An 18,445-nucleotide genomic window follows, 5' to 3' on the forward strand; every position below is an offset into this window, starting at 1 on the left:
GACCGAACCATGAACGACTGTTACCTATCCATCCGGTCTGTTCTGTTACCCATCCATCCGCTGGACAGCGCGAAGCGCGCCGGATGAGGGGTTGCTTCGGCAGACTCACATGTGAAAGGTGGCTCGCGGAGAGACACCCCTCACCCGTCTCGCCGCTGCGCGGCGAGCCACCCTCTCCCACAAGGGGAGAGGGTAAGAGCGCGCATCCACTGCAATTAACCCAGCCGATACGCCCGCGCGGCGTTCACGCCAAAAGCCTTGTCCCGCACTTGCGGGCCAAGCTTGGCCAGGCAGGCTTCCAGCGCGCTTCTGATCTCGCCGTAGCTTCCCGCAAGCAGGCACACCGGCCAGTCCGAGCCGAAGATCAGCCTGTCCTCGCCGAAGCAGCTTGCGGCGTGGGCGACGAACGGAAACAGCCGTTCCGCATCCCAGTCGTTCCAGGCCGCCTCGGTCGCGAGCCCCGAGATCTTGCACCAGACATTACCGCAGGCCCCGATCGCCCTGATGCGATCGGACCACTCGCTGCTGCCGCCATCACCGATGGGCGGCTTGGCCGCGTGGTCGAGCACGAAGCGCGCCTGCGGAAAGGCCTGCGCGGTCGCGATCGCGGCAGGCAGCTCGCGGGTACGGACGAGGAAATCGTAGGCGAGATCGCGCGCGAACAAGGCATTGAGGCCGCGCTGGACATCCTCGCGCAGCAGCCAATCGGGATCCATCTCGTCGTGCACCTGATGGCGGATGCCGACGAGCTTGTCCCCGCCCGGCAAGCCGCGCAGCCGGTCGAGCGTATCGCCGAGCGCGCCGTCGGTGAGATCGGCCCAGCCGACGACGCCGATCACCGACGGCGTTTCATGCGCAATGCGCAGAAATTCCTCGGTCTCCTCCAGCGAGGAGCGGCATTGCACCACGATGCTGGCATCGATGCCGTTCGCCTTCAGCAGCGGCGCCAGATCGGCCGGACCGAAGGCACGGCGGATCGGCGCGAGCTCGTCCGCCGCCATCCAGGGATAGTCGGCGCGCGCCGGATCCCAGAAGTGCTGGTGGCCGTCGATGATCATGCCTTACGCTCCGGCCGGCAGCGGCGCGCGGGGATCGACGAAATTTCGCGCGCGCAGCTCCTGCCAGAATGCAGCCGGCACCGACTTCTCCGACATCGCGATATTGTCGGCGACCTCGCCGGCATTGCGCGCGCCCATCACGGCGACCGTGACGGCGGGATGGGCCATGCAGAACTGGAGCGCAGCGGCCTTCAGATCGGTGCCATGCTTGCGGCAGAGCGCGTCGAGCTCCAGGGCCCGCTTAACCAGCGCGGCATCGGCGTCCTGATAATTGAATTTCGCGCCAGGATGCGGATCGGCCAGAATGCCGCTGTTGTAGATGCCGCCGAGCAGAATGCCGATGTTCCTCGTCAAGCAAAGCGGAAACAGCGCATCGAGCGCGCCCTGGTCGAGCAGCGTGTAGCGGCCGGCGAGCAGGAAGCAATCGACCGGCACGGCTTCCGCGAATCGAACCGGCATCTCCGACTGGTTCATGCCGGCGCCGATCGCCTTGACGGTGCCGTCCTCGCGGAGGCGCTGGAGCGCGCGGAAGGCACCGGACACCGCCTCGTCATAGTGATCGTCGGGATCGTGCACCAGGAGAACGTCGACGCGGTCGAGCCCGAGGCGAACGAGGCTTTCCTCCGCCGAGCGCATCACGCCGTCATAGCTGAAATCGAACACGGGCCGCTCGCGTGACGTGCCCTTGTAGTGGTCGTCCTCCCCGGCACCGACATCGGGGGCGCGCAGCAGGCGGCCGACCTTGGTCGAGATCGCGTAGGAATCGCGCTCCTGCTTCCGCAGGAATGCCCCGACCCGGCGCTCGGCAAGGCCGAAGCCGTAGAGCGGCGCGGTATCGAAGAAGCGGATGCCGGCCGACCAGGCCTTCTCGATCGTCGCTTCCGCATCGGTATCGCTGACGGGTGCGAACAATCCGCCGAGCGGTGCGGAACCGAGTCCGATTGAGGTGACGTCGAGCGAGCCGAGCCGCGACCGTTTCATTCCCATTGCCTTGTCTTCATTCCAACAGTCCGGATCATCTCCCCCGCTTGCGAAAACCGCAAGCGGGGGAGGCATGCAGGAGCGCGGGGCTGGCTGACGCTCCTACTTCAACATCTGCGCGACGTTGTCCTTGGTGACGAGGTCGAGGCCGGTGTAGACGATCTCCGGAACCTTCTCGCCCTTCTTGATGGCGAGGAGCGTGTCCATCGCCTTCTCGCCCATCTCGAACGGACGCTGGCCGACCAGCGCATTGGCATAGCCGTCGCGCAGCAGCTCGAGCTGCATCTTGAGCGTATCGGCGACGACGAGCGTGAACTTGCCGGAATCAATGTCCTTCTTGTTCCTGCTGGCGAAGGCCTTGAAGCCTTCGGGCGCGAACATCGGCCAGCCCCCAATGGGGACGATCGCGGCGAGATCGGGCGTCGCGGTGCGCATGTCCGTCATTTGCTGCACAGCCATCGCGGGATCGTCGTTGCAGAAGCTGGGCGAGCCCGCGACCTCGGTCCATTTCGAGCCCTTCAGCGCCTCGCGCACGCCGTCGACGCGCTCCGCGAGATTCTTGGCGCCGGGACCGCCGGAGACCATGGTGTACTTGCCGCCGTCGGGGCGCATCTTCAGCAATTCCTTGCCGAGCGCGACGCCAAACTCCTTATTGTTGGTGCCGATATAGGCGATGCGCTTGGAGCCGGGCGCGTCGGCGTCGAAGGTGATGACGGGGATGCCGGCGGCGGTCGCCGCCTCGATCGACTTGGTCATGGCCGCGACGTCGGCGACCGAGATGGCGAGGCCGTCCACCTTCTGAGTGACGAAGTCCTGGATGATCTGCGCCTGCGTCGCCGGCTCGTGCTCGATCGGGCCCTTGTAGATGCACTCGATATTGCCGAGCTCCTTGGCGCGCTTCAGGCAGCCGTCGCGCGCGAAATCGAAGAACGGATTGTTCATCGCCTTGGGCACGATCACGAAGCGGTAGTTCGCGGCGAACGCCGGCGTCGCCATCATCGCAATTGCGATGCCCGCCAAAAGAAATTTCCTCATTGTCTCCTCCACCCTTGTTTGGTGCCTATCCTCTTGGACGTGCCCGGGAAGCGGACAGGCGGCATTTTGTTGGCCTTCCCGGGATGACGACAATTCAGTTCATCCGCGAACGGATGCGATCGACCAGCACGGCCAGGATGATGATCACGCCGACCAGCGTCTGCTGCCAGTAGGAGGACACCTGCGCCAGCACGAGGCCGTTGCGGATCACCTCCAGCAGCACGCAGCCGACGATGGCCCCGAGCGGACCGCCGATGCCGCCGGCGAGATTGGCGCCGCCGATCACGGCTGCCGCGATCACGTTGAGCTCGTAGGACGTCGCCATGTTGGCCGGCGCCGAGCCGAGCCAGCCGGAAATGATGATGCCCTGCAGGCCCGCGGCGAGCGCACAGATCACATAAACCTCGATCTTGACCCGCACCACGGGAATGCCGGTGAGCTCGGCCGCCTTCTCGTTGCCGCCGAGCGCGAAGACGTGACGGCCGAACGCTGAGTGATGCAGAACCACGGCCATCGTCAGCGCGAGGATCACGAGATAGATGAAGGGCACGGGCACGCCGAGCACGTCGCCCGAGGTCGCCGCGTAGAAATAATCGGCGTCAGGCCCGCCCGGAAAACTGCCGCGGCCGTTGGAGACGACATAACCGAGCCCGCGCACGATCGAGAGCATGCCGAGCGTGGTGACGAAAGGCGACAGTCCGAGCACCGCGATGCAGAAGCCGTTGACGAGGCCTGCGATCAGCGCGACGCCGAGACCCGCGAGGACCGAGATCAGCACGATCAGGCCCGGCACGTTGGCGAGAACCGTCTTGCCGTCGGCCGCCATGTGGACCAGGGGCGAGCCGGGCGCCGACAGCTCGGTCATCACCATCGAGGTGATCATGGCGGAGAAGCACATCATCGATCCCACCGACAGGTCGATGCCGCCGGTGATGATGACGAAGGTGACGCCGAGCGTCGCGATGGCGATGAACGAGAAGTTCTTCGCCACGTTCTGCATGTTGCCCTGGGTGAAGAAATACGGGCTGGCGAAATGCATGACCACCAGCAGCACCGCGAGCGCAAGCAGGACGTAGCCGGTCTGCGAGGCGAAGATGCCGCGCTGCCACCACCTGATCTTGCCGACATTGGTGAAGCTGATCGGGCTTTCCATGGGCATGGCCATCACGCCGCCTCCTTCGCGCCGGTGATGAGGGCGGTGACTTCCTCAGGGCTGGTCTCGTGGATCGGCTTGTCGGCGCGCTTCTCGCCGCGGCGCATGACAATGACGCGGTCGCACACCGCGAACACGTCGGGCATGCGGTGGGAGATCAGCATCACGGCAACGCCCTGCTCCTTGAGCCGGTGAATGAGGCTCAGCACCTGCTCGACCTGGCGCACCGAGATCGCGGCGGTCGGCTCGTCCATCATCACCAGCCGCGCATTGGAGAGCCGTGTCCGCGCGATCGCCACGGCCTGACGCTGGCCGCCAGACATCTGCTTGACGAGATCGTCGGGCCGCGTCTCCGAGCGCAGCTCGCCGAACAGCTCCAGCGCGCGCGCCGCCATCGCCTTGTGGTCGAGCAACGCGATCGGCCCGAATTTGCGCTTCAGCTCGCGGCCGAGGAAGACGTTGGCAGCCGCCGTGAGGTTATCGGCGAGCGCGAGGTCCTGATAGACCACCTCGATGCCGACGGCTCGCGCGTCCACGGGCCGACTGAAATGCACGGCATTGCCGGCAAAGCGGATCTCGCCGTGACTGGGCCGGAAATTGCCGGCGATGATCTTGACCAGCGTCGACTTGCCGGCGCCGTTATCGCCCATCAGGCCGACCACCTCGCCCGGCTGGACCTGCAGATCGACGCCGTGCAGCGCGCGGATGGCGCCGAACTCCTTGCCGATGCCGGAGAGCGAGAGGACCGGGGTCGCGTCAACATGTGCCATCAGCGGACGTCCTCAGACATGACGGTTGACCAGTGATTCCAGATATTCCTGCCGGCCCGAGCGCGGCTGCGGATCGAAGCCGGGCGCAAGCGCGCGGTCGGCGAGATCGGCGAGCGAACGCTGGCCGCCGAGAATGGCGCGGCCTTCGGGGCTGGACCATCCGTCATAACGCTTCGCAAGCGGCGACGTGAGGACGCCCGCATCCAGCATGTCGGCGGCAGCGAGGAACGCCCGCGCACAGGCATCCATCGAGCCGACATGGGCATGGATGAGATCATCGGGGTCGATCGACTGCCGTCGAATCTTGGCGTCGAAATTCAGCCCGCCCGAGGTGAAGCCGCCGCGGTTCAATATCTCGTGGAACACCAATGCCAATTCCGGCACGTTCATCGCGAACTGGTCGGTGTCCCAGCCGAGCAGATCGTCGCCGCGGTTGATGTCGAGCGATCCGAAGACGCCGAGCGCCTCGGCGAGCGCGACCTCGTGATGGAAGGAGTGGCCGGCGAGGATCGCGTGGTTCTGCTCGATGTTGAGTTTGACGTCCTTAAGCAGGTCGTAGCGCTCGAGGAAGCCGTAGCAGGTGGCGACGTCGAAATCATATTGATGCTTGGTCGGCTCCTTCGGCTTCGGCTCGATCAGGATCGGGCCCTTGAAGCCAATCTTGTGCTTGTGCTCGACCACCAGCGAGACGAAGCGGCCGAGCTGGTCGAGCTCGCGCTTGAGATCGGTGTTGAGCAGCGTCTCATAGCCCTCGCGCCCGCCCCACAGCACGTAGTTCTGGCCGCCGAGCCGGTGCGTCACTTCAAGCGCGGCGCGGACCTGGCCGGCGGCATAGGTGAAAATCTCGGGGTCAGGATTGGTCGCCGCGCCCGCCATGTAGCGGCGATGCGTGAACAGGTTCGCGGTGCCCCAGAGCAGGCGGACCTTGGCTGACGCCATCTTCGCTTCGAACAGATCGGCGATGGCGTTGAGATTGGCGATGGACTCGGCGAGCGAAGTGCCTTCCGGGGCGACATCGACGTCGTGGAAGGTGAAATAGGGCACATCGAGCAGGCGGAACAGCTCGAACGCGACATCGGCCTTGGCGCGCGCCTGGTCCATCGCATCGGTGCCGTGATGCCAGGGCCGCAAGAACGTCTCGCCGCCGAAGGGATCGCCGCCCGGCCAGCACAGCGAATGCCAATAGCAGACCGCAAAGCGCAGATGATCCTCCAGCCTGCGGCCGTGGACGATGCGGTCCTTATCGTACCAGCGGAAGGCGTGCGTTGAGGCGGCGGCCTCGCCGGCGAAGGCGACCGGTGCGCTTGCATCGAAGAATCTAGCTGACGCGTTCACTTAAGTCGTCTCCTTCAATGCGGGATAAAGCGCGCGCCACCGCTGATAGGCTTCGTCATAGGCAGCGCTTACTGATGCCCGGGGCGTGAAGTTCGCGAGCCGCCGCGGGCGGGTGCAGACCGCCGCGGGCTTCTCGCCGGTCGCGGCGAGCCGGCCAAGCCTGGAAGCACCGAGCGCGGCCCCCACCTCGCCTTCCTCGACGCGATGCACGGGAATGCCAAGCACATCGGCACAGATCTGCGCCCACAGCGGCGAGCGCGAGCCGCCGCCGACGAGATCGACTTCGGCAACGGGGCCGCTCGCCGCGCTCAGCGCCGCCAGATTATCGCGCGCGGCGAAGGCGACGCCTTCGAGCACGGCCTGCACGATCTGGCTGCGACCTGTCGCGCCGCGCAGGCCGACGAAGGCGCCGCTGGCGGCGGCGTCGTTGTGCGGGGTGCGCTCGCCATCGAGATAAGGCAGGAATTTGATCGGGCTCGGCGCATCGACGCGTTCACCGAGCGGCGCCAGCAGGCTTGCGGCCGTCACGTCCATCACGCCGGCGAGCCAGGCGAGCGAGGCCGCCGCCGACAGCATCACGCCCATCTGGTGCCAGAGGCCGGGCAGCGCGTGGCAGAACGCATGCACGGCCGTTTCAGGCGCTGGCGCGAAGCGATCGGTGACACGGAACAGCACGCCTGACGTGCCCAGCGACAGGAACGCATCATCAGGCGCGATGGCGCCGAGTCCGATCGCGCTCGCAGCATTGTCGCCGGCACCGCCCGCAACCACGACATTCCCAGCCATGCCCCAGCGCTGCGCATAATTGGGCGCGAGCACCGCACTGACCTCACTGCCTTCGACGAGGCGCGGCATATGGTGGAGATCGAGTCCCGTGGCCTGCAGCAGCGGCGCCGACCAGCGGCGCTCGCCGACATCGAGCCAGAGCGTGCCGGCGGCGTCGGACATATCCTCGGCCATCTCGCCGGTAAGGCGATAGCGGACATAGGCCTTGGGCAGCAGCACCTTTGCCACGCGCGCGAAAATGTCGGGCTCATGCCGCGCCACCCAGAGCAGTTTTGGCGCGGTGAAGCCCGGCATCGCCAGATTGCCGGCGATCGCGTGCAGCGAGGGGAAGCGCCGCTCCAGCTCGGTGCATTCGGCCTGCGAGCGGCCGTCGTTCCAGAGAATCGCGGGACGCAGCGGCCGCCCGTTCGCGTCGAGCAGCGTCGCGCCGTGCATCTGGCCCGACAGGCCGATGCCCGCGACGCCTGCGACCTCGCGCGGATGACGGCTTGCGAGATCGTCGACCGCGCCGATCGCCGCAGCGACCCAGGAATCCGGATCCTGCTCGGACCACAACGGCGCCGGATGCGACAGCGCAAGCTCGCGCGCGGCCGTCGCGAGGATCGCGCCGATTTCGCTTGCGAGCACCGCCTTCACGCCGGACGTGCCGATGTCCAGTCCGAGATACAAATCGTTCCTCCTCTTCCAACTCCTGCGACGCGCGATCTCGATCGTCGCGCTGTCCGCCACGGCTTGTTCGATTCCATCTGCCGCTAGGGCAGATTGTCCCGCATCACGATGTCGATCCTGATCTTCTCCTGTTCGCTCAGGATCGGCTCGCCGCGGGCGAGCGCGAGCAGCACGCGCACGGCGGCGCGCGCCTCGTGTCCGGGGTTCTGCGAAATCGCCGCATCCATCACGCCCTGCAGCAGCAGCCGACGCGTCAGCACCGTGACGTCGTGACCGACGAACACCACCTTATTGCGGCCGGCATCGCTCAACGCCTTGTCACTCAACGCCTTGCCATTCAACGCGTTGGCGACGCCCTGGGTGCCAGCGCCGACGTTATAAAGTCCGACAATGTCGGCATGCTTGCCGAGCAGCCGCGCCAGCACCTGTTCCGAGCGGTCGTCCTCGTCCCGCCCCTCCAGCACCGGCAGCACGCTGAGGCCGGGGAATTCCGAGGCCATCACCTGGTTGAAGCCGAAAATGCGCTCGGCATGGTCGCGCAGGCCCTGCGAGCCCGCGACGATCGCGACCTTGCCGGATCTCTGGCCGACCAGCCGCCCGACCAGCGCGCCCCGCGGTGCGGCCGGCGGCGATGTTGTCGATGCCGACATAATGGTGGCGGCGCGACGACGGCACGTCCGACACCAATGTCACGACCTTGGTGCCGGCATCGACGAGATCGTTGATCGCGGCGCGGACGCTCGGATGATCCAGTGCGACAACGGCAACGCCGTCGTAATCGCCCGACAGCGCCTCCAGCGCGCTTGCGAGCACCGGCGGATCGAACACGTCGGTTGTGACAGTCTCGACACCGAGGCGGCGGGCCGAAAACCAGGCCGACATCTCGCCGAGATAGGCCTCGATCTGCTGCATGAACGGGTTCGGCCCGGACGGCATCACGAAGGCGAAGCGGCGGGCGCGGCCGCGGGCGAGCTCGGCGGCGGCGACGTGCGGCTGGAAGGAATTGCGCTCGATCGTCGCCTTGACGCGCCGCACCGTCTCCGGCCGGACGCCCGGCCGGTTGTGCAGGACGCGGTCCACGGTCGCGAGGCTCACGCCCGCCTCGCGGGCGATGTCCTTCAGCGTCAGCGCGGTCGCGGTCAGGGTCTCGGCCATGGCTGAAGGCTAGCAGAGGTGTTTTGAGGTACGCAACTCATTTTGAGGGAGCGACACCCGTTTGAATTGTGGCAGCCAATGTGCGCTACCTCACGCACGAGGTCGACGCTCCGTCGAACGCAGGACGCGCGAGGTCACACTCGCCCCTAACGTTCCATCTTATTGACCGCCCGACGCAGCCTGCGTTCGGCCAGACGAAAGAGAATAGGATGAAATGGTTGTTTGATATTTCCGAGCAATACCGGTCGCAGCTGCGTCAGGGGCCGTTCTTCAGGGAGGTCGCCAATGCGTTCCTGCCTGGAGACCTGGGCTGGGTGCATCAGTTCGTCCACCAGTCGCGCGAATTCACGCAGGCGCTGTGCCTGCGGTCCTCGCTATGCCAGGACAAGCGTTATCAACCCATCTTCGCCGAGCACGCCATGGAGGAGGCCGACCATCCCGATCAACTCATCGCCTGGATGACCGAGCACGGCTTCCTGCGCGATACCGAGCCCGGCCACGTCCCGCCGACGATGGAAACGCTGAACACGGTCTCATATTGCTGGCGCAGCGCGATGCGCGATCCCCATGATGTGCAGGTGATTGCCCTGAACCTGCTCAGCGAAGGGGTCGCGCTCGACTTCTATTCCACTGTCATCCCCGTGCTGGACAGGCTCGAGATCCTGAGCGGGCGCTATTGGAAGATCCATACTGCCGTCGACGCCCACCATCTGACCATGGGCCTCGATATATGCGGCGACGTCACCAGGGATTCGGATAAGGGCAGGCTGTACCAGCGCGTGCTGTGGCAGTCCGCGACGCTGTACCACCAGATGCTCAGCTCTTGGGTCAGCGAGAGGGTCCAGCCGCTGCCGCAACTGGCCTGAGCACTCGCGCGATCGGGGCTGCCGGGCGGCGGTGCCGCTCAGCGGCTCAGGTCGCGCGTCAGGAACAGGCTGTTGGGATCCTCGGCATAACCCTCGAACGGGCCGCACAGGACGAAGCCGTGCGCCTGGTAGAGCGCATGCGCCGGCTTAAAATAGTCCCACGAGCCGGTTTCGAGGCTGAGCCGCTTCAGCCCGCGCGCGCGGGCTTCAGTGATGATGTGGCGAAGCATCTGGCCGCCAAAACCGCGCCGCCGCGTGGTCTGGAGCGTGTGCATCGACTTCACCTCGCCATGCTCGGCGTGAAGCGTCTTCAGCGCGCCGGTCGCGACCAGCATGTCGCCGTCCCATCCGGTCCAGAACGCGACATCGCTGGCGCGAAGGCCCGCCAGATCGAGCGCATGCGCGCTGCCCGGCGCGGTCTGCGCCCGCGCGGCCGTGACGTGATGATCGAGCAGCGCGATGACGCGGGGATCGAAGGTGTCGCCGGTGTGGATCTGCATGGTCAGGGCCTCACGTCGCTTGCAAGCTGCTTCTGCATGAAGACGAGGTCGAGCCAGCGGCCGAACTTGCAGCCAACCTCCGGCATGCGCGCGACCTCGGCGAAGCCGAGCGAGGCGTGCAGCGCGATCGAGGCCGTATTGGTGCCGTCGATGCCGGCGATCATGGCGTGCTTGTTCATGGCGGTGGCGCGCTCGATCAACGCGGCCACCAGGCTGCGTCCGATGCCCGCCCTGTGATGCCGCTCGTCGACATAGACCGAGTTCTCCACAGTATGGCGATAGCCGGGAAAGGGACGGAAATCGCCGAACGAGGCGAAGCCGACGACATCCCTGCCCTTCATCGCGACCAGCACGGGATAGCCGGCCTGCTGCCGCGCGCTCATCCAGTCGCGCCTCGAGGCGAGATCAGCCGGCCCGTCGGTCCAGACAGCCGTGGTGTTGAGCGCGGCGTAATTGTAGATGGTGAGGATATCGGCCGCATCCTCCAGCGTGGCATCCCGCACGATCAGCGACATCACATCTTCCCGTATGAGGCACCGCGCCGCGTGATGATGACGTAGCGCGCGTCCTGTTTGGTTTCGTTCTCGAAGATCACGGCGCGCATCACGTCGAAATCCAGGCAGTCGCCTTCGCGCAGGCGCACCGTCTTGGCGTCGATATGCACGGCGATCGTTCCCTCCAGCATCAGCAGCTGCTGGGTGAAGGCGTTGCGGCCCCAGGGGCTGTACGGCACCCGCGCGCCGGCCGGCAGGTCGACGACGATGATCTCGATGCCGCTCGCCGCATCCGTCGGCGAGGCGTGCCGCCGTCGGTAGCCGCTGTCGGGATCGCGCCAGTGCGGCTGGTCGGCAAGGCGCACCAGCCGCTCCGGCGGCTTCTCGGCGAGCGCGACGACATCGCTCAGCGAGACGTCGAGCGCGGCGCAGAGCTTGCCGAGCAGCGAAGCCGTCGCGCTGCTCTGCGCCCGCTCCACCCGCCCGATCATGGCCCGGCTGACGCCGGAGCGCGCGGCCAGCTCGTTCAACGTCATGCCCGCCTGCGTCCTCAACGTCTTCAAGCGACGACCGATCGCACGGTCGAGTTTCTGCTGGTCCATTGGCTTCATCCGCACATCGCCCGGCGCAGGGACCGCATCCGCCGGGCGAGATAAGCTTAGGGCGGGCGAGGCATACGTGCCGAGGGCGAGAGGCTAATATATGAGAATCTTTGCGCGAGGCGTGAGCGTCTCACGGCCTGGGTCGAATCTATCGCATCGGGGAAAGACTTGGAGCGGGCGAAGGGAATCGAACCCTCGTATGCAGCTTGGGAAGCTGCCGTTCTACCATTGAACTACGCCCGCGGATTGCGCGGCTGGCGCGCCCGTCCTGATTAGCCGAGACGGCGCCTGCCGCCAAGCGGTTTGGCGCAGCCAGCCCGGCAGTTGTTGACGCCCCGGTAAGATTCCAGGTGCGCCGGATTGTGGCGGTGTTATGATCGGACGTCTGGGGAGAGACGTGCACTGAGTGGGGCGTGTGCATGGTGGGGCGTGGCTATTCGATATTCGACACGGCCATAGGCCGCTGCGGCATCATCTGGAGCAGCACCGGCGTCGTCGCCGTGCAGTTGCCGGAGGCGCGCGAGATCGACACCCGCCGCCGCATCTTCCAGGCCCATCCCGAGGCGCGCGAGCAGCGGCCGTCCGAGAACGCCGAGCTGGCGATCGAGGGCATCACGGGCCTGCTGCAGGGCGGCGATCCCGATTTCTCCGAGGTCAGCCTGGACGCCGGCGGCGTGCCCGGCTTCAACCGCCGGGTCTACGAGTTCGCCTGCGGCATCCCGCGTGGGGAGACCCGCACCTATCACGAGATCGCCAAAGCGCTGGGCGCCTCCGGGGCCGCGCATTCGGTGGCGCAGGCGATCGCCAAAAATCCCTACATGCTGATCGTGCCCTGCCACCGGGTGCTCGAGGCCGGCAATTACACCGACCGGCTCTCGCCTTATGGCGGGGTGATCTCCAAGCGGCGTCTGTTGGCGCTCGAGGGCGCACAGCCCGTTGCGAGCAAGACGTTGTTCGAGGTGCTGCTGCCCGTTGCCCCGCCGAGGCCGTCCAGCTAGTGCGCGATCCCGATCGCACCCAGGCTTCGATCTTTTTGGGCACGATCTTGTCGGACAACCGCTACACACTTGTCCGGATCATGCCTAGATAAGGCGGCATGGACGCGACCACGTTGCTGACGTCACAATCGATCACGGTCTGCGAGTTTCGCTGCGACGCGGGACCGGGCGACACGCCATTCGCCGAATGCCGCACCGGGCATTCCATCGCCTATGTCCGCTCTGGCAGCTTCGGCTGCCAGTGCCGCGCCGGCTTCTTCGAGCTGGTGGCGGGCTCGATGCTGGTCGGCGCGCCCGGCGAGGAATACACCTGTACGCATGAGCATGTCAGCGGTGATGTCTGCCTGGGATTTTTCTTCAGCGATGACATGGTCGCTGCCCTCGGCGGACGACGCGATATCTGGCGGGTCGGCGCCACCCCGCCGCTGCCCGAATTGATGGTGCTCGGCGAGCTCGCCCAGACGGCGGCAGATGGCAACAGCGACATCGGCCTCGACGAGGTCGGCCAGATTCTCGCCGGCCGTTTCATCGACGTCGTCTCCGGCAATGCGCGCAAGCCGGCCACGCCCAATGCGCGCGACCGCCGCCGCGCGGTCGAGGCCGCGCTGTGGATCGACGACAATTCGCATCTGGAGGTCGACCTCGAACAGGCCGCGAAACAGGCGGGCCTCAGCCCGTTCCATTTCCTGCGGCTGTTCTCCAGCGTGCTCGGCGTCACCCCGCATCAATATCTCGTGCGCTCGCGGCTGCGCCACGCCGCGCGGCTGCTCGCCGACGACGACATCGCGGTCACCGATGTCGCCTATGACGTCGGCTTCGGCGATCTCTCCAATTTCGTCCGCACCTTCCACCGCGCTGCCGGCGTTTCGCCGACCAAATTCCGCCAGGCCTCGCGCGGCGAGCGCAGCGTCTTCGCCGAACGCCTCGTCCTCAACTGAGACAGGTCAGCCGATATCGTGGGTAACAGTCTGTTGACCAGACCGGCGCGACGCGCTGGGCTTACGCAACGCCACGCGATACTACAACCCAAGAGCGAATTGGCGCTCTCTCGGCGCGGCGAACGGCAGATGAACAGTGCTCCGAATGACATGATTGCGGCCACCTTGGTCGCGCTTGCCGTCGGCCTCGCCTTCATCGCCGGCTGTGCCCTCTATTATGGCCGCCGGATCACCTTGCGCCGGATTCCGATGCAGTGGGGCGTCGACGGTCAGCCAGCCTGGTTTGCTCCGCGTCTCATCGGGCTCTGGTTCAGCTTCGGCGTCACGGCAGCCCTTTCCGCATTCCTGCTCGCCCTCGCGCTGCATGACCCGCAGAAGCTCACAGCCCTGATCGTCGCGACAGTCAGTCTGATCGGAACGAACATGTGGGTTCAGGTCTATCACCTGAAACGCGTGATCAGATGGCAGCAGGAGACACCGGCGCGCTAGCCGGACAACGCCATGGGATTTGTTGTCACAATAGGCTTCTTCGCGTTCTGTTACTGGATCGCGCGGCGAGCTCGTGAACAGCACGCCGAGTACGCCGCGACGGGCATGCTGCACTCGCCGCTCTACTGGTCTGCCGTGGCGCTCACGATGACCTTGCTCGGCCTCGTCCTGTTCATGGCTCATCTCGGCCATCAGGGGCCGATCCCATGGCCCTTCTGGCCGATCGTGGGCATCCTGACCGGCATCATCCTGGTGCTACGCCGCGCCCTAAAATGGCGCTATCCGATCTAGCGGCGCGATCTGTGCCGTTCGACGGGTGCGCAAGATTCTCCAAGTGCCGCCCGCCTCTCCCAGACTAGCTTCGTCTCCGGCGCGCGCCATTCTCGGCGCGCTTTGCACATGGAGACGAACATGTATGACCACATCGGGCTTCGCGTTGCCGATCTCGACGCCGCGACGCGCTTCTACACCGCGGCACTGGCGCCGCTGGGCTACGTGCTGTGCTCCAGCGGCGACGGCTATGCCGGCTTCGGGCCGAAGGACGCGCCGGCGCTGTGGCTGCACCTGAACAAGGGCCACAAGGCCGACGGCGCCCACATTGCGTTTCGCGCCGCCAATCACGACGCGGTCAAGGCATTTCATAGCGAAGGCCTGAAGAGTGGCGGCCGCGACAATGGCGGCGCCGGACCGCGCAAGGATTACAGCCCGACCTATTACGCGGCGTTCCTGATCGACCCCGACGGCAACAATGTCGAGGCGGTTTGCGTGTGAGGCCTCTCCTCGTCATTGCGAGCGCAGCGAAGCAATCCAGGAATGTCTCCGCGGAGACAGTCTGGATTGCTTCGTCGCTTCGCTCCTCGCAATGACGGAGTTCTTGGCCGGCATTCGACATCATCAAGGACACCTTCATGGCTTCCATCTACAACGACATCTCCCTCAACGCCCCCGCGCGCGACGTCTGGGATGCGGTGCGCGATTTCGGCGCGCTGCATCAACGGCTGGTGCCGGGCTTCGTCACCGCCTGCACGCTCGACGGCGATGCGCGCATCGTCACCTTCGCCAACGGCGCGGTGGCCCGCGAAGTGCTGGTGGCTTGCGACGAGGCGCGGCAGCGTCTGGTCTACGCCATCAGCAATGAGCGGCTGAAGCATTACAGCGCCTCGGTGCAGGTCATCGCCGACGGCGAGCGGAAAAGCCGCCTGGTGTGGATCATCGACATGCTGCCGAACGAGCTTGCGGCCTATGTCGAGCGCCAGACCCGCGAGGCCGAGGCCGCCTTGCACAAGGCGTTCCCGCCTGCCGCGGCGTGAGCCGCGGCCGCCCCCTGATGCTCCGTGAGTTTTCTCACAGAGCTCCGCCCTCGCCGACCGTAACCATTGCGGTGTGCGTCCGGTTGGCTCCGCTCTCCCGGCGGGGCTGCGCACGCGAGGAGCATGCCATGAGAGGTGCGGACAAGGTGATCTGCCAGGCAGCCGCCGTGCTGCTGCTGTTTTCCGTCGCGAGCACGCCCGCGAAGGCGCAGCTCGCCGGATTCGGCGGCGGCGGCGGTGCCGGCGGCGAGGACATGATGACCCAGATGGCCCCGATGCTGGAGATGATGAAGGCGAAGATGGGCAAGCGCCGCTTCGCCATGATGATGCAGACCATGGGACCGATGATGAGCCGCATGATGGAGAATGGCGGCGGCGGACTCGGCGGTGGTCTTGGCGGTGGCGGTCTTGGCGGCCTGATGGGCGGCGGCCTCTCCGCCGGCAATCTCGGCGGTGGCTTCGGCGCCCCCAATTACGGCGGCTACGCGCCGATGGCCGGCGGCACCATGCCGGCCGGCTTCGGCGGTGGCGGCGGCGACATCATGGGCATGCTCGGCGGTGCCGGCGGCGGCGAGATGATGGCGATGATCCCGCAACTGATGCGGCTCGCCAATGTCGGCGGCGGCAGCGGCCATCGCCGTCACAGGCATCGCTGAAGCGGCGCGCCTCTCGCCACAGCGTTTCACTGCGGCAACGGGCAACCGGCCTTTGCTGGGCAAAGGCGGTTGCGCGTCGCCGGCGGATTGCGGCACTGCCGGTGATCAAATCCGGTCGTTGAGCAAGACGCCCGACAGCGCGGGGTCGCTGGACTGCGTCGCGCTGTAGGTCGAATCCGAAAGCGAGTTCTTCAGCGACTGCAGGAATTGTTGCAGCAGTTCCGTCGCCGACGTGCTGGCCGACGAATCCTCTGTGCTGCCCGTGGTCGTCGTGTCGCTTGATGCGCTCGTGCCGGACGAGGTCGAATCCTTGGACGAGCTCGTCAGCGACTCCAGGAATTGCTGAAGCAGGTCCACCAGCGGATCGCCGCTCGACGAACTGTCCGTGCCATCGGCCGGCGCTCCGCCGGACGGCGGCGGTCCGGGCGGCGGGCCGCCTGCGCCGCCAGGTCCACCCGGCCCACCGGGTCCCTGCGAAAACGCGGCCTTGAAGATTCCGTTCAGCTCGGTGGCCTGCTGGTCGGTCAGCTTGCCGGCCGACACTTCCTGCTGGATGAGATCGTCGATCTTGGACGCGAACGCGTCGGACGACAGCCGGCTGCCGCTGGACTGATCGCTCGTCTTGCTCGACTGCAAGGCGGAATCGATGTCGCTGAGCGCGGCCGACAATGTCGCCTGTTCGCTTGAGCTGACCGTGCCGGAACTGACTTCCGCCTGCAGTTCGTCCTGCAGTCGCTGCAGCGGCGATGCGCGGTAATGGTGAGACGAGAGCGCTGAAATCGAGGTCATGGTGGCTTTCCGTGCTGATGGACTCCCGGCGAAATTGTCGGCAGGAGCTGGCGCGGAGCCTTCGGGAACGGGCGCTGCAATTGCCTGGTGTTGCCAGACGCGCGATGGAAACATATGGAAACAAAAATCCGGCGAAGGCCTAATCCGCAGCGGTCGAGAGCGCCGGCCGGATCGCGGCCTTGCTCGCGCGCGGCCCCCAGCGCGTCAGCAGGACGCTGGAGGACGAGAGCAGGCCGAGCACGACCATCGAGCTCGCGGCGAGCCAGAAAAAGCTTTGCGCCGTCGCCCCATGGGTCGACAGCCACCAGCCCGCGGCGGAGATGTACACCAGCCGCGCCGTCTGCGCCAGCACCGGCCCGATCACCTTGGCCGCGCCTTGCGAGGAGAAGTACATTACCGTGGCGATGCCGAAAAACGCGTAGAATGGCCCGACCGTCGAGAGATATTGGTGGCTCGTCGCGCGCACGACCGTGCTGTCGGTGAAGATGTTGATCCAGAGATCGGGGAACATCGCGACGATGCAGGCCGGCGCACCGACGGCGACGAAGGCGGCGACGCTGGCGATCCAGGCGACGCGCCGGGCGCGCGCGATATTGCCGGCGCCGATCGCCATCCCCACCATCGGAACGCAGGCGATGCCGAACGAGAACGCGATCGAGGTCAGCAGGAATTCGAGCCGCGCGCCGATGCCGTAGCCGGCGAGGATCGCGGTGCCGAACTGCGCCAGCATGTGGGTGAAGATCGAGATCGTCAGCACCGATTGCAGCGGCGAGAAGCAGGCGATGGCGCCGACCTTCAGGATGTCGAAAAACATCGCCCATTGGATGCGCAGGCCGCGCAGCTTCGGCGTGATGCGTGCGCGGCCGGAGAACAGGTACCAGCCCATGATGCAGATGTTCATGGTGTAGGCGATCAGCGCGCCGGCCGCGACACCGCGCATGCCGAACTGCGGCACCGGGCCGAGCCCGAGGCCGAGCGTGCCGCCGAGCACGATCTGCCAGGCTGCCGAGTTGAGGATGAGGAACGAGGGCAGCTTCATGTTGCCGGTGCCGCGCAGCACGCCGGCCATGGTGTTGAGCAGCCAGGGCAGCACGGCGCCCCCGAAAAACACCTGCGTGTAGGCGATCGCATGGGTCAGCACGTCGCCGCGGCCGCCGAGCATCTCCAGCACCTTCGGTCCGAAGATCAGCATGCCCAGCATGAAGACGAGGCCGAAGGTGATGCCGATCAGCAGCGCATGCATCGCGAGCGTGGCGGCGCGCTCGCGGTTCCCGGCGCCGAGCGCGCGTGCAATGGCGGACGCGACCGCGCCGCCCATGGCGCCGCCCGACATCGTCATGGTCAGGATGATGGTCGGGAACACCAGCGCCATCGCGGCCAGCGCCTCGACGCCGAGCCGGCCGATATAAGAGGTCTCGGCGATCACCGTGCAGGTGCCGGCCGACAGCGCGATCACGTTGGGCCAGGCGAGCGACAGCAGCGTGCGCAGGATCGGCCCGTCGACGAGCGCGCTCCTCACCGGCCGCGAGGGCGGCGGCAGCGGACGCTCTTGTTCATCGACCGGGATTTCGGCGACGTCGGACATGTCCTCTCCGGGCACGGGCGCCATTCGCGGCGCGGCAATGCTTAGGTGTGCCAATCAAATATTCGCGCGAGGCGCGCGGCGAGAGGCTTGTTAGCACGGCCATCGCCGATTCCGCCTGCGCCGAATGCAGGCGTGCCCTGCGGCAGCGCATTTCGATGGATCATTCTTCTCCCTCTCCCCGCCTGCGGGGAGAGGGTCGGGGTGAGGGGGACTCTCCGCGAATCTGGTGACAGACGGACACGCGGCGAGGGGCCGGCCACCCCCACGAAAAGAAAC

At 66.3% G+C, this 18,445-nt stretch carries 20 protein-coding genes, 1 tRNA gene and 1 pseudogene; 8 read left to right on the forward strand and 14 right to left on the reverse strand.

Annotated elements, in window-relative coordinates:
• Nucleotides 1-215 precede the first annotated feature (215 nt).
• The 8 genes and pseudogenes from QRQ56_RS38665 to QRQ56_RS38700 all read right to left on the reverse strand — a co-directional run bounded on the left by QRQ56_RS38665 (nt 216) and on the right by QRQ56_RS38700 (nt 8,942).
• On the reverse strand, nt 216-1,058 hold the full coding sequence (locus QRQ56_RS38665; protein ID WP_438747019.1) for an amidohydrolase family protein: 843 nt from the start codon (nt 1,056-1,058) through the stop codon (nt 216-218).
• A gap of 3 nt (nt 1,059-1,061) precedes the next feature.
• The gene (locus QRQ56_RS38670) at nt 1,062-2,039 is read right to left on the reverse strand and encodes an aldo/keto reductase (RefSeq protein ID WP_438747020.1); all 978 of its coding nucleotides are present in this window, start codon (nt 2,037-2,039) and stop codon (nt 1,062-1,064) included.
• Nucleotides 2,040-2,141: 102 nt separating this feature from the next.
• Nucleotides 2,142-3,074: a sugar-binding protein gene (locus QRQ56_RS38675; protein ID WP_438747021.1), complete on the reverse strand. Its 933-nt coding sequence runs from the start codon at nt 3,072-3,074 to the stop codon at nt 2,142-2,144.
• A gap of 94 nt (nt 3,075-3,168) precedes the next feature.
• Nucleotides 3,169-4,239 (reverse strand): ABC transporter permease, encoded by a 1,071-nt coding sequence (locus QRQ56_RS38680; protein ID WP_438747022.1) that lies wholly within the window; start codon nt 4,237-4,239, stop codon nt 3,169-3,171.
• Nucleotides 4,239-4,997 carry an ATP-binding cassette domain-containing protein gene (locus QRQ56_RS38685; RefSeq protein WP_438747023.1) on the reverse strand — a complete coding sequence of 253 codons (759 nt, stop codon included), beginning with the start codon at nt 4,995-4,997 and terminating at the stop codon, nt 4,239-4,241. The genes QRQ56_RS38680 and QRQ56_RS38685 overlap by 1 nt, the downstream gene beginning before the upstream one ends.
• Nucleotides 4,998-5,009: 12 nt before the next feature.
• Entirely contained in the window at nt 5,010-6,332 is a 1,323-nt protein-coding gene (xylA, locus tag QRQ56_RS38690; RefSeq protein ID WP_438747024.1) for a xylose isomerase, read from the reverse strand.
• Nucleotides 6,333-7,787, reverse strand: a complete 1,455-nt coding sequence (gene xylB / locus QRQ56_RS38695; protein ID WP_438747025.1) for a xylulokinase — start codon at nt 7,785-7,787, stop codon at nt 6,333-6,335.
• An 83-nt stretch (nt 7,788-7,870) separates the two neighbouring features.
• Nucleotides 7,871-8,942: pseudogene (locus QRQ56_RS38700) on the reverse strand (LacI family DNA-binding transcriptional regulator).
• A 209-nt stretch (nt 8,943-9,151) separates the two neighbouring features.
• On the opposite strand from QRQ56_RS38700, the gene QRQ56_RS38705 reads away from it, so the two are divergent.
• Nucleotides 9,152-9,808 (forward strand): iron-containing redox enzyme family protein, encoded by a 657-nt coding sequence (locus tag QRQ56_RS38705; RefSeq protein WP_438747026.1) that lies wholly within the window; start codon nt 9,152-9,154, stop codon nt 9,806-9,808.
• A 38-nt stretch (nt 9,809-9,846) separates the two neighbouring features.
• Here QRQ56_RS38705 and QRQ56_RS38710 read toward each other — a convergent pair whose 3' ends face one another.
• From QRQ56_RS38710 to QRQ56_RS38725, 4 genes are all read right to left on the reverse strand, one after another.
• Nucleotides 9,847-10,308, reverse strand: coding sequence for a GNAT family N-acetyltransferase (locus tag QRQ56_RS38710; RefSeq protein WP_438747027.1), 462 nt, complete (start codon nt 10,306-10,308; stop codon nt 9,847-9,849).
• A 2-nt stretch (nt 10,309-10,310) separates the two neighbouring features.
• A complete protein-coding gene (locus QRQ56_RS38715) occupies nt 10,311-10,823 on the reverse strand; it encodes a GNAT family N-acetyltransferase (RefSeq protein ID WP_438747028.1) in 513 nt (170 codons plus the stop codon).
• Complete coding sequence (locus QRQ56_RS38720; protein WP_438747029.1) at nt 10,823-11,404, reverse strand: helix-turn-helix domain-containing protein; 582 nt, start codon at nt 11,402-11,404, stop codon at nt 10,823-10,825. Before QRQ56_RS38720 ends, QRQ56_RS38715 begins: the two co-directional genes overlap by 1 nt.
• Nucleotides 11,405-11,573: 169 nt before the next feature.
• Nucleotides 11,574-11,647: transfer RNA gene (locus tag QRQ56_RS38725), tRNA-Gly, on the reverse strand.
• A gap of 176 nt (nt 11,648-11,823) precedes the next feature.
• Here QRQ56_RS38725 and QRQ56_RS38730 point away from each other — a divergent pair.
• The 7 genes from QRQ56_RS38730 (at nt 11,824) to QRQ56_RS38760 (ending at nt 15,795) form a co-directional block, all read left to right on the forward strand.
• A complete protein-coding gene (locus QRQ56_RS38730) occupies nt 11,824-12,402 on the forward strand; it encodes a methylated-DNA--[protein]-cysteine S-methyltransferase (protein WP_438747030.1) in 579 nt (192 codons plus the stop codon).
• Nucleotides 12,403-12,500: 98 nt separating this feature from the next.
• Nucleotides 12,501-13,340, forward strand: a complete 840-nt coding sequence (locus QRQ56_RS38735) for a helix-turn-helix transcriptional regulator (RefSeq protein ID WP_438747031.1) — start codon at nt 12,501-12,503, stop codon at nt 13,338-13,340.
• Nucleotides 13,341-13,439: 99 nt separating this feature from the next.
• The gene (locus tag QRQ56_RS38740; RefSeq protein WP_438747032.1) at nt 13,440-13,829 is read left to right on the forward strand and encodes a hypothetical protein; all 390 of its coding nucleotides are present in this window, start codon (nt 13,440-13,442) and stop codon (nt 13,827-13,829) included.
• A 12-nt stretch (nt 13,830-13,841) separates the two neighbouring features.
• On the forward strand, nt 13,842-14,120 hold the full coding sequence (locus tag QRQ56_RS38745; protein ID WP_438747033.1) for a hypothetical protein: 279 nt from the start codon (nt 13,842-13,844) through the stop codon (nt 14,118-14,120).
• Nucleotides 14,121-14,240: 120 nt separating this feature from the next.
• Complete coding sequence (locus QRQ56_RS38750; RefSeq protein ID WP_438747034.1) at nt 14,241-14,600, forward strand: VOC family protein; 360 nt, start codon at nt 14,241-14,243, stop codon at nt 14,598-14,600.
• A 137-nt stretch (nt 14,601-14,737) separates the two neighbouring features.
• Entirely contained in the window at nt 14,738-15,139 is a 402-nt protein-coding gene (locus QRQ56_RS38755) for an SRPBCC family protein (RefSeq protein WP_438747035.1), read from the forward strand.
• Nucleotides 15,140-15,267: 128 nt separating this feature from the next.
• Nucleotides 15,268-15,795: a hypothetical protein gene (locus tag QRQ56_RS38760; protein WP_438747036.1), complete on the forward strand. Its 528-nt coding sequence runs from the start codon at nt 15,268-15,270 to the stop codon at nt 15,793-15,795.
• A gap of 105 nt (nt 15,796-15,900) precedes the next feature.
• Here QRQ56_RS38760 and QRQ56_RS38765 read toward each other — a convergent pair whose 3' ends face one another.
• Together QRQ56_RS38765 and QRQ56_RS38770 are read right to left on the reverse strand one after the other, a co-directional pair.
• A complete protein-coding gene (locus tag QRQ56_RS38765; RefSeq protein ID WP_438747037.1) occupies nt 15,901-16,584 on the reverse strand; it encodes a hypothetical protein in 684 nt (227 codons plus the stop codon).
• 139 nt (nt 16,585-16,723) lie between these two features.
• Nucleotides 16,724-18,169 (reverse strand): MATE family efflux transporter, encoded by a 1,446-nt coding sequence (locus tag QRQ56_RS38770; RefSeq protein ID WP_438747038.1) that lies wholly within the window; start codon nt 18,167-18,169, stop codon nt 16,724-16,726.
• Between the last annotated feature and the right edge of the window lie 276 nt (nt 18,170-18,445).

The sequence above is a fragment of the Bradyrhizobium sp. U531 genome (assembly GCF_051710265.1).
Classification (GTDB): Bacteria; Pseudomonadota; Alphaproteobacteria; order Rhizobiales; family Xanthobacteraceae; genus Bradyrhizobium.

Coding starts and splice junctions, on each gene's coding strand:
- QRQ56_RS38745 (WP_438747033.1), top strand. CDS start 13,842: ATGGGATTTGTTGTCACAATAGGCTTCTTCGCGTTCTGTTACTGGATC.
- QRQ56_RS38705 (WP_438747026.1), top strand. CDS start 9,152: ATGAAATGGTTGTTTGATATTTCCGAGCAATACCGGTCGCAGCTGCGT.
- QRQ56_RS38760 (WP_438747036.1), top strand. CDS start 15,268: ATGAGAGGTGCGGACAAGGTGATCTGCCAGGCAGCCGCCGTGCTGCTG.
- QRQ56_RS38665 (WP_438747019.1), bottom strand. CDS start 1,058: ATGATCATCGACGGCCACCAGCACTTCTGGGATCCGGCGCGCGCCGAC.
- QRQ56_RS38715 (WP_438747028.1), bottom strand. CDS start 10,823: ATGTCGCTGATCGTGCGGGATGCCACGCTGGAGGATGCGGCCGATATC.
- QRQ56_RS38680 (WP_438747022.1), bottom strand. CDS start 4,239: ATGGCCATGCCCATGGAAAGCCCGATCAGCTTCACCAATGTCGGCAAG.
- QRQ56_RS38770 (WP_438747038.1), bottom strand. CDS start 18,169: ATGTCCGACGTCGCCGAAATCCCGGTCGATGAACAAGAGCGTCCGCTG.
- QRQ56_RS38755 (WP_438747035.1), top strand. CDS start 14,738: ATGGCTTCCATCTACAACGACATCTCCCTCAACGCCCCCGCGCGCGAC.
- QRQ56_RS38675 (WP_438747021.1), bottom strand. CDS start 3,074: ATGAGGAAATTTCTTTTGGCGGGCATCGCAATTGCGATGATGGCGACG.
- QRQ56_RS38750 (WP_438747034.1), top strand. CDS start 14,241: ATGTATGACCACATCGGGCTTCGCGTTGCCGATCTCGACGCCGCGACG.
- QRQ56_RS38685 (WP_438747023.1), bottom strand. CDS start 4,997: ATGGCACATGTTGACGCGACCCCGGTCCTCTCGCTCTCCGGCATCGGC.
- QRQ56_RS38710 (WP_438747027.1), bottom strand. CDS start 10,308: ATGCAGATCCACACCGGCGACACCTTCGATCCCCGCGTCATCGCGCTG.
- QRQ56_RS38735 (WP_438747031.1), top strand. CDS start 12,501: ATGGACGCGACCACGTTGCTGACGTCACAATCGATCACGGTCTGCGAG.
- QRQ56_RS38720 (WP_438747029.1), bottom strand. CDS start 11,404: ATGGACCAGCAGAAACTCGACCGTGCGATCGGTCGTCGCTTGAAGACG.
- QRQ56_RS38730 (WP_438747030.1), top strand. CDS start 11,824: ATGGTGGGGCGTGGCTATTCGATATTCGACACGGCCATAGGCCGCTGC.
- QRQ56_RS38670 (WP_438747020.1), bottom strand. CDS start 2,039: ATGAAACGGTCGCGGCTCGGCTCGCTCGACGTCACCTCAATCGGACTC.
- QRQ56_RS38765 (WP_438747037.1), bottom strand. CDS start 16,584: ATGACCTCGATTTCAGCGCTCTCGTCTCACCATTACCGCGCATCGCCG.